The sequence below is a fragment of the Micromonospora musae genome (assembly GCF_003626635.1).
In the GTDB taxonomy this organism is placed as follows: domain Bacteria; phylum Actinomycetota; class Actinomycetes; order Mycobacteriales; family Micromonosporaceae; genus Micromonospora; species Micromonospora musae.
In genome coordinates, this window is record NZ_RAZT01000015.1 from 143,017 (window position 1) to 156,234 (window position 13,218).

A 13,218-nucleotide genomic window follows, 5' to 3' on the forward strand; every position below is an offset into this window, starting at 1 on the left:
CACCTCACGCAGACGGGGGAGAACTGCGTGGAGCGTGACCATCGTCGTCATCGGCGGGTCATCGCAGGATCATCGGGTCGGCACGACAAAGGGTCTGTTTCATAAGGCTCGCCCGAGCGAGCCGAGGCCCAGGCGGCGGTCCGGCAAGGCGGAGGTTCGTCCGGATACCGGTGTTGTATCCGGACGAACCTCCAACGCCGCCGGTCGTCGCCTGGGGCCGGCGCAGCCGGGCACGGTCTTATGAAACAGACCCCTGAGGAGGCCCGGGACGATCCGCGGATCGTCCCGGGCCTCCTGGCGCCGACGGGCTGTCAGCCCTTGACGTACGGCTTGCCGTCCGCGGCCGGTGCGCGTACCCGGCCGACCAGCCCGGCCACGGCCAGGATCGTCGCCAGGTAGGGCAGCATGGCCAGGAACTGGCTCGGGATCACGCTGTTGATCGCGCCCAGGTAGGTGGCGAGCTGGTCGGCGAAGCCGAAGAAGAGCGCGGCGAGCAGCGCGCCCGTCGGGTTCCACCGCCCGAAGATCAGTGCGGCCAGGGCGATGAAGCCCTTACCGCCGATCATGTTCTTGGTGAAGGAGTAGAGCGCCAGCGTGTAGGAGGCGCCACCGATGCCGGCGACCACCCCGGCCAGCAGCACGTTGCGGTAGCGCACCCGCAGCACGCGTACGCCGAGGGTGTCGGCGGCGGTCGGGTGCTCGCCGACGGAGCGGGTACGCAGCCCCCACCGGGTACGGAAGAGCCCGATGTGGATCACCAGGACGAGCAGCAGCCCGAGGTAGAGGAAGATGTTGCTGCGGAACAGCGCCGGACCGAGCACCGGGATGTCCTTGAGCAGCGGGATCTCCCAGTTACTGAACCGGGGTGCGCTGTTGTAGCGCTCCGCGTTGGTCTGCATCAGCCGCTCGTAGAGGAAGCCGGTGACGCCCACCGCGAGCAGGTTCAGCACGATCCCCATGACCGTCTGGTCCACCAGGTAGCGGATGGAGAAGACGGCCAGCAGCAGGGAGATGAACGCGCCGCCGATGGCGGCGGCGACCAGGCCGACCCAGACGTTGCCGGAGATGCTGCCGAAGAGGGCGCCGCTGAACGCGCCCATCAGCAGCTGCCCCTCGATCGCCACGTTGACCACGCCGGAGCGCTCGCAGAGCACGCCGGCGAGAGCACCGAAGATCAGCGGCAGGGCCAGGATGAAGGTACCCCGGATGATGTTGACCAGCGGCATGAAGTTCTGCCCGGCCGGGGCCGCGGAGACCTGCCAGCAGAGGAACGACAGCACGAAGGCGACCAGCCCGACGCCGAGCACCAGGAGGAACCAGCGCTTCGGCACCGCGGCGAGCAGCGCCGCGCCGGCGGCGAGCGCGATGACGCCGAAGAGGATCGCGCCGAAGGTTCCGTTGATCTCCAGCGCGGTCCCGGCGGCGTCCTCGCTGAGGGTGAACCGGGCCTGCTGGTCGGTGGCGAGCGCGCCGAAGAGCACCGCGGCCAGCAGGCCGAGCACCAGCAGCACGAGGCCGACCTTGCGGTTACGGGTCCAGAAGCCCTGGTCGACCGCGGCGACCGCCACGTCGGGGACAGCCATGGTGGACATGAGTTACCAGCCCTTCGCCAGGCTCGTCTGCAACCGGGCGGCGCGTGCGGCCCGGAGCTGGAAGATCGCCTTCACCAGGGCCGGCGCGGCGATGAAGATGACGATCAGCGCCTGGAGCACGGTCACCAGCTCCAACGAGATCCCCGAGTAGGACTGCATGCGGTTGCCGCCGGCCTGCAGCGCGCCGAAGAGCAGCGCGGCGAGCGCGACCCCCCACGGCTTCAGGCGGCCGAGCAGCGCCACCAGGATGCCGTCGAAGCCGATCTGCGCCACCACCAGCGGCGTGAGCGCGCTGGCGGTCGAGCCGAGCACCATGTTCGCGCCGCCCAGGCCCGCGAGGAGCCCGGCGAAGACCATGATGAGGACGAAGGTTCGGGCGACGCTGATGCCGGCGGTACGGGCCGCGTCGGGGTTGGCGCCCACGGCCCGCAGCTCGAAGCCGAGCGTGGAGCGGTTGAGCAGCCACGCCACCGCCCAGGTGGCCAGCACGGCGAGCAGGATGCCGGCGTGCACCCGCAGGTTGTCACCGAGCAGCCGGGGCAGCTGGGCCGACGGGTCCACGGCCTTGCTGATCGCGTCCGTGCGGTTCGGGTCCTGCACCCCGTTCTGGACGATCAGCCAGGTGAGCAGGTAGGTCCCGATGTAGTTGAGCATGATCGTGATGATCACTTCGTGGGCGCCGGTACGCGCCTTGAGGATGCCCGGGATGAAGCCCCAGATCGCGCCGCCGAGGGCACCGGCGAGCACCGCGACGAGCAGGTGCAGGCCGGGCGGGAGCGGCAGCGCGAAGCCGGCCAGCGCGGCGAGCACCACGCCGACGGTGGCCTGGCCCTGACCGCCGATGTTGAAGAGGCCGCCGCGGAAGGCGAGCGCCACCGAGAGGCCGGTGAAGACCAGCGGCGCGGTGTAGGTGAGCGTCTCGGAGATCGGGGCGAGGACGGCCTGCCAACCGTTGCTGCCGTTCAGCCACCCGCTGAACGCCTCCGGGTCGAAGACCGAACCCTTGAAGAGGTTCGCGTACGCCTCACTCACCAGCGTCCAGCTGGCGTTCAGCGCGTCCGACGGGCGAGCGGTGATGTACGAGTAGGTCGAGAGGACCTCGGGATCAGAAATGATCATGAGGATCGCGCCGACCACGATCGCGAGCACCAGCGAGAGCACGGTGACCGTGACCGTGTTCGCGGCCCAGAGGTTCGCCACGAAGAGTCGCCCGAGGCTGGGCTTCGGCTCCGCCGCGTCACCGGGCGTCGCCGTGGCCGATCCCGCCTGCGGCGTGGTGGCATCCTCGGCCCGCTCGGTGTTGTCGAGCGATTCCTGCGCCGCCTGCGCCTCGCTCGCCGGTTCCTTGTCCGGCGACCCCGACTGCGGATTGGGGGAGCTCATGCCGTCACCTCGCTGCGCTCGGCGCCGGCCTGAGGCACCACGCAGCTGTACCGATGATTCGCTCGCTGGCGCTCGCTCATGCCGTCACCTCGCTGCGCTCGACGCCGGCCAGAGGCACCGTGACGCTGTTTCGATGATTCGCTCGCTGACGCTCGCTCATTCCTCTTCCTCGCTGGTCGGCGCGTCGCCATCGGTCGCCGGCCGCGCCTCGGCCTGCTCGGTCGCCGCCTCCGGGGTGATACCGGCCATCAGGAGGCCGATCTCCTCGCGGGGGGTGTCCGGGCCGACGATGCCGATGATGCGGCCGCGGTACATCACCGCGACCCGGTCGGCCAGCCCGAGCACCTCGTCGAGTTCGCTGGAGACCAGCAGCACGGCGGTGCCGATGTCCCGCTCGTGGATGACCTGGCTGTGGATGAACTCGATCGACCCCACGTCGACCCCACGGGTCGGCTGGGCGGCGATGAAGAGCTTCAGCGGCCGGGACAGCTCCCGCGCCACGATGACCTTCTGCTGGTTACCGCCGGAGAGGGTGCCCACCGGCATGGCCGCCGAGGAGGTCCGGACGTCGAACTGCTCGATCCGCTCCTTCGCCGAGGCCGCGATGGCGTCCCGCTTCAACGCGAGCCCACCGGCGAACGGCGGACGGTCGTAGATGTCCAACACCAGGTTCTCGGCGACGCTGAACTCCTTGACCAGCCCGTCGACGCTGCGGTCCTCGGGAACGTAGCCGACGCCGGCGCGGAGCACCCGCTTCGTCGACCAGCCGTCGATCTGCTCCCCGTCGAGGGTCACCGAACCGGCGAGCGTCGGGCGCAGGCCCATGATCGCCTCGATCAGCTCGGTCTGGCCGTTGCCCTGCACACCCGCCACGCCGAGCACCTCGCCCGCGTGCACGGTCAGGTCCATCCCGTCGACCGCGCGGATCTGCCGGTCGTCGTCGACGACCAGGCCGGCGACCTCGAGCACCGGCTTGCCCGGCTTCGCCGCAGCCTTCTCCACCGTGAGCCGGACGTTGCGGCCGACCATCAGCGCGGCCAGCTCGTCCCGGCTGGCCTCCGGGGAGGCGGTGCCGACAGTCTTGCCACGGCGGATCACGGTGATCCGGTCGGCGATCGCCTTGACCTCGCCGAGCTTGTGGGTGATGAACACGATCGACTTGCCGGCCGCCTTGAGCGACCGCATGACCGTGAGCAGCTCCTCGGTCTCCTGCGGGGTGAGCACCGCGGTCGGCTCGTCCAGGATGAGCAGGTCGACGTCCCGGGTCAGCGCCTTGACGATCTCGACCCGCTGCTGGATGCCGACCGGCAGGTCCTCGATCACCGCGTCCGGGTCGACGCGCAGGCCGTACCGCTCGGAGACCTCGACGACCTCCCGGCGGGCGCGCCGACGGTCCAGGAAACCGGCGAGGCCACCGCGGGTCCGCTCCGCGCCGAGCATGATGTTCTCGGTGACCGTGAAGACGGGGACCAGCATGAAGTGCTGGTGCACCATGCCGATCCCGGCCGAGATGGCGTCGGACGGCCCGCGCAGCTTCAGCGGCTCGCCGTCGACCAGGATCTCGCCCTCGTCGGGCTGGTAGAGCCCGTAGAGCACGTTCATCAGGGTCGACTTGCCCGCGCCGTTCTCGCCGAGCAGGGCGTGAATCTCACCAGGCTCCACCGTCAGGTCGATGTGGTCGTTGGCGACCAGATCACCGAACCGCTTGGTGATGCCGCGCAGTTCGAGTCTCAGCGCAACCTCCCGGGAGTGCGAGCGATGGTGCAGCCTAGCGGGCGGCCGGCTGCCGGACGACCCGGCCGGGGACGGCGGTCTCCGTGGTGCGCGATCGGCCGCCCCGGCCCGGCGGGAGGTTCCGCGGAGCCGGAGCGGCCGGATCGGTCGTGCGTGTTGCCCGCCGGCCCCCCGATGTTCTCACCAGGGGGAACGGCCGGTCGTCACTTGGTCGGCTGAGCCTTCGAGGTGACGGTGATGGTGCCGGCGGCGATGTCCGTCTTGATCTTCTCGACCTCGGCCTTGAGCTCGGCCGGGACCTTGCTCTCGAAGTCGTGGAACGGGGCGATGGAGACGCCGGTGTTGGCCAGGTCGCCGACGAAGCCCGGCTTGGCCTGGAGCTTCTCGCCACCGGCGGCCTTCAGCACGGCCTCCTTGACGGCCTCCGGGATGTTCTTGACCACGGTGGTCAGGATCGCCGAGCAGTCCGGGGTGCTCTCGCAGCCGTCGACGTCGACCCAGATGACGCTGTACTTGCCGTTCGAGGCCTTGGCCGCGGCGGTGGTGCCGAGGCCGGAGCCGCCGGCGACCGGCATGATGATGTCCGCGCCCTGGGCGACCAGGGTGTCGGAGACCTTCTTGCCCTCATCCTGCTTGGCGAAGTCGTTGGTGAAGGAGCCCTTCTGGCTCGCCTTGTCCCAACCCAGCGCCTGGACGTTCTTGCCCTTGACCTGGTTGTAGTAGGCCACGCCGTCGACGAAGCCGTCCATGAAGATGGTCACCGGCGGGATCGGCAGACCACCGTAGGTGCCGACCTTGCCGCTCTTGCTCATCCCGGCGGCCAGGTAGCCGGCCTGGAACGCGGCCTGCGCGGTGTCGAACTGCATCGGGTAGATGTTGTCCACAGCCGGGTCGGCGTCGACGATGCCGAACTGCTGGTTCGGGTTCGCCTGCGCGATCTTCTTCGTCGCGTCGCCCATCAGGCCACCGACGGCCAGGATGAAGTCGCACTTCTGGTTCACGAACTGCGTCAGGTTCGGCTCGTAGTCGGCCTCGGCCTTCGACGCCACGAACTTCGGGTCGATGTTGCTGTTGGCCGCCTGCGCGTCCTTCAGGCCCTGCCAGGCAGAGGTGTTGAACGACTTGTCGTCGATGCCGCCGACGTCGGTCACCATGCAGGCGCTGAACTTCTTGCCGCCGTCACCGGCGCCGTTGTTCTCGTCCGGCGCCTCACCACACGCGGCGGCGCTCAGTACGAGCCCACCCGCCGCCACGATCGAGGCGATCCGCATCCCACGCACCGAGCGCAAGACGTCTCCTTCCCATCGCACACCGCGCCTTGTGCGGTGGCTGCCCTTGAGCCGGCCTGCGATGTCGCGGCCGGCGTCCCACGTTACGGACGGGAGCGTACGCCCGCGCCCACCCACCGGCCGCCAATCGTGCACGACTGTTGAGTGCCTGTTACCCCTACGTAACCGTCCCGTGGGGGAAATCACTCTTAGTGCAGGTAGAGCTGCACCCAGGCGTCGTGAAAGTCCGATTTTCGAGCGCCTTCAAGGCTGACGTTACCGCCAGAAGACCGCTACTGCGGCGTTGACCAGGGTCAACCCCACAATTGCCAGGAAATGGCCGCGGTTGACCGTTTCCCGCTTCCGGGAGAAGAAGACCATTACGAAGATCAGCAGCGCGATGACGCCCTTGGTCGCGAGCTTGGCCGGGGCCGGCTCGTCGCCGTCCCGAAGCGGCGCGGCGAGCCCGATACCGGTCACGAGCTGGATCACGGACCCCCAGAGCATGGCTCCGTTGATGCGTATCCGCCCGCTGATGTACTGGGCCAACGAACCGCCCAGCAGCAACGCGAACCCGATCAGATGGACGTAGAGAAGGATCAGCCTCAGAGCTTCCACGCGCCCCATCCTGCCCCATCAACGACAGTTCGTAGTAGGGGGACTCGCCCGACCGGTCGCTCCTGCGAGCCGACCCGTTCGAGTACCTGATACCTCTGGGGCATGTGGACGCCCCAGAGGTATCAGGTTTCTCCCCGACCGTCTCACGGCCGCGCCGCGGCGACCCGAGCCCCGCCAGGACCGCGGTCACGCGAGGCGCCAGACCTGGAAGGTCGGGCCGTCGCCGGGCAGCGCGACCGCGCCGCCCTCGTCCGGCCGCAGCGCGGGCGCGCCACCGTAGAGGTTCTCCCCGGCCGGCAGGCCGACGAGCCGCAGCGGCGTCCCGGCGGCCCGACGGGCCAGCACCAGCACGGTGCCGGCCGGCGACTCCCGCAGGAAGACCAGCGTCTCTGGGTCGTGGTGCACCCAGCGCAGGCCGCCGTGCCGCAGCGCCGGCTCGTCGCGTCGCAGCCTGAGCAGCGCCCGGTACGCGGCGAACGTGCCCCCGTCCCAGCGCTCCGGCCGGTGCCACGGCATCGGCGTACGCGAGTCCTCCCCGTTGATGCCGGTCAGACCCAGCTCGTCCCCCGCGAAGATCATCGGGAGGCCCGGCATGGTGGCGAGCAGTCCGACGGCCACCTCGTGCCGGGCCGCGTCGCCCACCACCGTGCGGATCCGGGCCGAGTCGTGCGAGCCGAGCAGCTGCCACGAATGGGTGTACGAGCGCCACGAGACCAGGCTGCGATAGGTGTCCATGGTCGCCAGCACCGCTGCGGCGTCCCGACGTCGGACCCCACCCGGCGTCCCGAGGAAGTTCGGCACCGGCTGCTCGCCGTGGCGCAGCCAGGACCAGACGGTTTCGGTGAAGCCGACGTAGTTCATGGTGCCGTGCCAGCCGTCGCGGTCCAGGTCGCCGGTGTGGTCGTGCCCGTGCTCGGCCATCAGCAGGGCGTCCGGCCGGGTCTGCGTCACGACGGTTCGCAGCAGCGCCGCCACCTCGTGGGTGTACGCGTCCGCGCCCCTCCGGCCGGTCATGTTCGCCACGTCGACCCGCCAGCCGGCCAATCCGTACGGCTCGCGCAGCCAGCGCCGCAGCACCGAGTCGGGCGCGGTGGCGAAGCGGCGACGCAGCTCGGCGCTGCCCCAGTTCAGCTTCGGCAGCGACCTGACCCCGTTCCACGATTCGTACGACGGCTCCGGGTCGCAGCGCGCCGAGCCGGAGTTGTCGCGGCCGGTCAGCTCGTCGAAGTAGTACAGCCCCCGCTCCGGCGCGTCGACGTCGGCGACCGCCGCCGTGAACCAGCGGTGCGCGTCCCCGGTGTGGTTGCTCGTGATGTCGCCGAGCAGTCGCCAGCCACGGGCGCGTACCGCGTCGGCGAGCCGGGCCAGCGCGGCGTCCCCGCCGAGCAGCGGATCCACCCGGTCGAAGTCCGCCGCGTCGTAGCGGTGGTTGGAGCGGGCCGGGAAGATCGGCGTCAGGTAGACGGTGTTCACCCCCAGCCGGTCCAGGTGGTCCAGCCGCTCGGCGATCCCGTCCAGGTCGCCGCCGTAGAACTGGTACGGCGTCTCGGGCCCGCGGCCGACGACCGGGGTGTCCCAGTCGCAGGGGATCGCCCAGTCCGGCAGCGCCCGCCCGTCGGCCCCGGCCGAGCGGGCGAACCGGTCCGGGAAGATCTGGTAGATCACCGCGTCCCGGGCCCAGGCCGGCGGCGGGGCGTGGCTGACGAGCTTGAAGTCGCCGTGATCCGGCACGTCGTGCCCGACCGTTCCGGCGGCGTTGAGCCAGCGCTGGTCGCTCGCCCCGGTGAGCAGGAACCGGTAGTTGCTCACCGGATTGCGGACCTCGACCGGGGCCCGCCACCAGACGTCGTCGCCGTCGACCCGGTCGACCACCGCCTCGGTGAACCGGGGCTCGCCGTCACCGGTGGTACGCACGTGCACCTGGCGTACGTCCGCACCGGCCGGCACCCGGACGAAGACGTCGACGGTGTCGCCGAGCGAGGGGGCCTGCTCGGGGACGTAGCGGGCGGAGCCGTCGTGGTGCGGTTGCAGCGGCATGCGCCCGCTATCCCTTCACCGCCCCGGCGGTGAGGCCGGAGACGATGTAGCGCTGGAGGAACTGGAAGACCACCACCGTGGGGATCGCGGTGAGCAGGGTGGCGGCCGCGAAGATGCCGAAGTTGTTGTTCCGCTCGTCGCCCTGCAGCAGGCCGTACATGCCGACCGCGAGGGTCTTCGACTCGGTGTCGGTCAGGAAGACGTTCGCCATCAGGAACTCGTTGACAGTGCCGATGAAGGCGAGCAGGCCGGTCACCGCGAGGATCGGCGCCACCAGCGGCAGCATGATCCGGAAGAAGATCTGGGTGTGCGTGGCGCCGTCCATCGTGGCCGACTCGTCGAGCTCCCTCGGCAGCGTGTCGAAGAAGCCCTTCATCAGCCAGGTGTTCACGCCGAGCGCGCCGCCCAGGTAGAGCAGGAGGAGCCCCCACGGGGTGTTGAAGCCGATCGCCGGCCACAGGTCGGTGATGGTGGCGAAGATCAGGAAGATCGCCACGATCGCCAGGAACTGCGGGAACATCTGAATCAGCAGCAGCGAGAGCAGCCCGACCCGCCGGCCACGGAACCGCATCCGGGAGAAGGCGTACGCCGCCAGCGCCGAGAGGGTGATCGAGGCGAGCGCGGCGAGACCGGCGATGAGCAGGGAGTTGACGAACCACCGCTCGAAGGCGGTCCGGCCGAACAGTTCGGTGAAGTTCCCGAACGACACTCCGGAGCTCGGCACCAGCGCCGTCGAGGAGAGGGTGCCCAGCGGATTGAGCGCGGCCGAGAGCACGAAGACGATCGGGAAGAGGCTGAAGAGCACGGCGAGCACCGCCACCCCGTGCCGCCAGCCCACCCGCACGAGCCAACGGCGACTTCGCCCGTTTCCGTTCCGGTCGGCGGGTAGGGCGCCGGCCGTGCCGCCGGTGACCGGGGTCCCGGTGAGCGCGGTCATGCGTACACCTCCTCCTGCTTGCGGGTGCGTCGGAAGCTGACCGCCGAGACGACCGCGACGATGGCGAAGATGAAGAGCGAGATGGCCGCGGCGAACCCGAACTCGGCGCCCTGCCCGCCGAACGCCAACCGGTAGGTGTAGGTGATCAGCAGGTCGGTCGCGCCGTTGCTCGGGTTGTCGGCCGGGAACGGGCCGCCCTCGGTGGTCAGGTAGATGGCGTTGAAGTTGTTGAAGTTGTACGCGAACGACGAGATCAGCAGCGGCGAGAGCGCGACCAGCAGCAGCGGCAGGGTGACCGCGCGGAACGACTGCCACGGCGACGCGCCGTCCACCGAGGTCGCCTCGGTCAGCTCGCGCGGGATGGCCTGGAGCGCGCCGGTGGCCACCAGGAACATGTACGGGTAGCCGAGCCAGAGCTGGACCAGCAGCACCGCGGCGCGCGCGGACCACTGCTCGCCGAACCAGTTGACGCCGAGCCCGAAGAGGTTGTTGATCAGGCCGAAGTCGGTGTTGAACATGTCCCGCCAGACCAGCAGCATCGCGAACGACGGCATGGCGTACGGCAGGATGAGCAGCACCCGGTAGAGGTTCGTGCCGCGCATCCGGGGCGAGTGCAGGGCGAGCGCCACGAACGTGCCCAGCATGAACGTGCCGCCGGTGGAGCCGACGGCGAAGGCGAAGTTCCAGACGAGCGTGCCGAGGAAGGGCCCGGAGATGTTCGGGTCGGTGAGCACCCGGGTGAAGTTGCGCAGTCCGACGCCGACCTTCCACCCCTGGGCGAGGCGCTCGCCGTCGTCGGCCACGAAGGATCCGGTGGACTCGTCCGCGGTCCACGTCCGGCCGGTCTCGCTGTCCCGCACGCAGTCGCAGGCGGCGTCGTACGCCCGAACCGCCTTGCCCTCGTAGGCGCGCGACAGGCCCGAGGAGCGCAGCGCGCCACCGGCGGTCGGCACCACCAGGTCGGTGATCTCCTGGCTGCGGGCGCTCGCCTGGCCGAAGTTCAACACGGTGTAACCGTCGGCGGCGGTGACCTTTCCGCCGGGCGCCACGGTGACCTCGTCGGCGTCGAGCCGGCGCAGTCCGGTGGCGTCGCCGATCGAGACGGCGCCGTCGGCCGGGTCGGTGACCAGGAAGACCAGCGGGCCGGTGGCGGGGTCGCCCTCGGTGGCGACGGAGAGCGCGTACTCGGTGGAGCCGGGCACCTGCTCGACCGAGGCGGTCTGGATGGCGACGATCGTGCCCTGCTTGTCGCCGCGGTGCCCGTCGCCGAAGTTGGTGAAGGCCGTGCTGGCCGTGTAGAGCACCGGGACGATCTGGAACGCGATCAGGAAGAGCGTGCCCGGCACCAGGTACTTGGCCGGCACGTGCCGACGGGTGAGGTAGAGGTAGAAGAGCCCGGCCGTGGTGGCGACCAGCAGCGCCAGCCCGACCCACTGCTCCGCCTCGACCAGCGGGAAGGCCGCCCAGATCGCGATCCCGGCCACGAGGCCGAGCAGGATCACCTTGGCCCCGAGGCCGGTCAGGGTGATCGGCGTGTGCTCACCCGCGGTACGACTCTTCGCGGGCCGGGAGCCGACCGGCTCCCGGCCCGGGGCCCGCGTGGACCCCGGGCCGGACGACGGCGTGCTCATTACTTGATCTGGCCCGCGATGGTCTGGCCTGCGGAGGTGATGGTCCTGGCCGGGTCGGCGCCGCCGATGACGGCCGCCTCGGCCTTGCCGAACGGGTCCCAGATCGCGGCCATCGCCGGGATCGCCGGGAGCACCTGGCCGTTCCGGCCGGCCTCGGTGAACTTGGCGAGGTCCGGGTCGCTGCCCTTCACCTGGTCGAGTGCGGCGGTCAGCGCGGGCGGCCGAGGTTCGGCCTGGTACAGCGCCACGGCCAGGTCCGGCTTGGTCACGTGGTTGGCCACGAACTCCTGCGCCAGCGCCTTGTTCTTGCCCTTCGACGCGACGTAGAACGCCTGCACGCCGACGAACGGTTGGGCCTCCTTGCCACCGGCGAAGCCGGGCACCGGCGTGATGTCGTACGAGATGCCGGCCTTCTTGACGTCCGCCACCGCCCACGGGCCGGAGACGAGGAAGGCGCACTTCTTGCCGGTGAAGGTGGCGATCGAGTTCTCCGGCGTGATGGAGCGCTTCAAAACACCCTCGCCCTTCTCGCCCAGCGCGCCGATCTTCTTGAACGCCTCGATCGACTCGGGCTTGCCGACGCCCAGGTCCTTCGGGTCGTAGTCGCCGTTGGCGGTGGTGCCGAAGAGGTAGCCGCCGGCCGAGGTGTAGAGCGGGTAGATGTGGTACGCGTCGCCGTTCTGGCCGGACTGGAGGCAGAGGATCTCGCTAGCCTTCTTCTCCGCCTTGAGCCGCTTGCCGGTGGCGACGAGCTCCTCGACGGTCTTCGGTGCCTCGGGGGCCAGCGCGGTGTTGCGGATCAGCGCGAGGTTCTCCATGGCGTACGGCACGCCGTAGAGCTGCCCGTTGAAGGTCACGGCCTTGATCGCGGTCTGGTTGAAGGCGCTCTTCTGGTCGGCGGCGAGCTGCACCGGGTCGATGGCGCCGTTCTGCACCATGTTGCCGATCCAGTCGTGCGCGCCGACGACGACGTCCGGTCCGCTGCCCTGCTGCGACGCGGTGACGAAGTTCGTCTGCAGGTCCTTCGAGACGGCCTGCACCTCGACGGTGACGCCGTTCTCCCGGCCGAAGGTCTCGGCGAACGGCTTCAGGGCGGCGGTCCGCTTGTCGTCGGCCCAGATCACCAGCTTGCCGCCGGCCGCCTTGGGGGATTCGTCGGTGGCCGGCTCGTCGCTGCCGCCGCCACAACCCGAGGCGGCGAGCGCCAGGGTGAAGACGGCGATCACACCCGCGGTACGGATGCGCATCGGTACTCCTGTCGTCGTGGCGGTGCGCCGGGGGAAGGGCGTCGTCCGCAAAGGGGGGGGGGAAGGTCGGAGGTTCGTGCCGAGCCGGCGCACGGATGCCGCGCCGCTGCGCTCCTGTGTTGCGGGGACGCTAGCAAGACGTTTCAAGGAATGGAAGAGTTTGCAACGTCGTACGCAAGAACTTGCCCTTGAGCTAGAGTGCCCGCCATGCGCGCTCGACTGTCCGACATCGCCCAACAGGCCGAAGTCAGCGAGGCCACGGTGTCGCGGGTGCTCAACGACCGCCCCGGCGTGGCCCCGGAGACCCGGCAGGCCGTGCTCACCGCCCTCGACGTGCTCGGCTACGAGCGCCCCGCCCGGCTGCGCAAGCGCAGCGCCGGCCTGGTGGGCCTGGTGGTGCCGGAGCTGGACAACCCGATCTTCCCCGCGTTCGCCCAGGTCATCGAGTCCACCCTGGCGCAGAGCGGGTTCACCCCCGTGCTCTGCACCCAGACCCCGGGCGGGGTCACCGAGGACGAGTACGTCGAGATGCTGCTGGACCGCCAGGTCTCCGGGATCGCCTTCGTCTCCGGCCTGCACGCCGACACCGCGGCGAACCACGACCGGTACCGGGCGCTGCTCTCCCGGCCACTGCCGATCGTGATGATCAACGGCTACGTGCCGGACGTGCCCGCACCCTTCGTCTCCTGCGACGACGGCGAGGCCGCCGAGCTGGCCGTCGCGCACCTGGTGGCGCTCGGGCACCGCCGGATCGGCCTGATCACCGGACCG

At 70.1% G+C, this 13,218-nt stretch carries 10 protein-coding genes; 1 reads left to right on the top strand and 9 read right to left on the bottom strand.

Going from position 1 to position 13,218, the window contains the following annotated elements; all coding sequences use genetic code 11:
- Positions 1–311: 311 nt before the first annotated feature.
- The 9 genes from D7044_RS26485 to D7044_RS26525 form a co-directional block, all read right to left on the bottom strand.
- Entirely contained in the window at positions 312–1,592 is a 1,281-nt protein-coding gene (locus D7044_RS26485) for an ABC transporter permease (RefSeq protein ID WP_120673411.1), read from the bottom strand.
- A 3-nt stretch (positions 1,593–1,595) separates the two neighbouring features.
- A complete protein-coding gene (locus tag D7044_RS26490; protein ID WP_120673412.1) occupies positions 1,596–2,975 on the bottom strand; it encodes an ABC transporter permease in 1,380 nt (459 codons plus the stop codon).
- Positions 2,976–3,131: 156 nt separating this feature from the next.
- Positions 3,132–4,742 carry an ABC transporter ATP-binding protein gene (locus D7044_RS26495; protein WP_325050634.1) on the bottom strand — a complete coding sequence of 537 codons (1,611 nt, stop codon included), beginning with the start codon at positions 4,740–4,742 and terminating at the stop codon, positions 3,132–3,134.
- A 170-nt stretch (positions 4,743–4,912) separates the two neighbouring features.
- The gene (locus tag D7044_RS26500) at positions 4,913–5,980 is read right to left on the bottom strand and encodes a BMP family lipoprotein (RefSeq protein WP_120673413.1); all 1,068 of its coding nucleotides are present in this window, start codon (positions 5,978–5,980) and stop codon (positions 4,913–4,915) included.
- Between the two features lie 273 nt (positions 5,981–6,253).
- Positions 6,254–6,595 carry a hypothetical protein gene (locus D7044_RS26505; protein WP_120673934.1) on the bottom strand — a complete coding sequence of 114 codons (342 nt, stop codon included), beginning with the start codon at positions 6,593–6,595 and terminating at the stop codon, positions 6,254–6,256.
- 186 nt (positions 6,596–6,781) lie between these two features.
- Positions 6,782–8,632 carry a glycoside hydrolase family 13 protein gene (locus D7044_RS26510; protein ID WP_120690501.1) on the bottom strand — a complete coding sequence of 617 codons (1,851 nt, stop codon included), beginning with the start codon at positions 8,630–8,632 and terminating at the stop codon, positions 6,782–6,784.
- A gap of 7 nt (positions 8,633–8,639) precedes the next feature.
- Positions 8,640–9,569, bottom strand: coding sequence for a sugar ABC transporter permease (locus tag D7044_RS26515; RefSeq protein WP_120690502.1), 930 nt, complete (start codon positions 9,567–9,569; stop codon positions 8,640–8,642).
- On the bottom strand, positions 9,566–11,200 hold the full coding sequence (locus D7044_RS26520) for an ABC transporter permease subunit (protein ID WP_120690503.1): 1,635 nt from the start codon (positions 11,198–11,200) through the stop codon (positions 9,566–9,568). Before D7044_RS26520 ends, D7044_RS26515 begins: the two co-directional genes overlap by 4 nt.
- Positions 11,200–12,447: a sugar ABC transporter substrate-binding protein gene (locus tag D7044_RS26525; protein ID WP_120690504.1), complete on the bottom strand. Its 1,248-nt coding sequence runs from the start codon at positions 12,445–12,447 to the stop codon at positions 11,200–11,202. The genes D7044_RS26520 and D7044_RS26525 overlap by 1 nt, the downstream gene beginning before the upstream one ends.
- Positions 12,448–12,654: 207 nt before the next feature.
- Between D7044_RS26525 and D7044_RS26530 the strand changes: the two genes are divergently transcribed.
- Positions 12,655–13,218 (top strand): LacI family DNA-binding transcriptional regulator (locus D7044_RS26530; protein WP_120690505.1); only part of this gene is annotated, 564 nt, incomplete at its 3' end.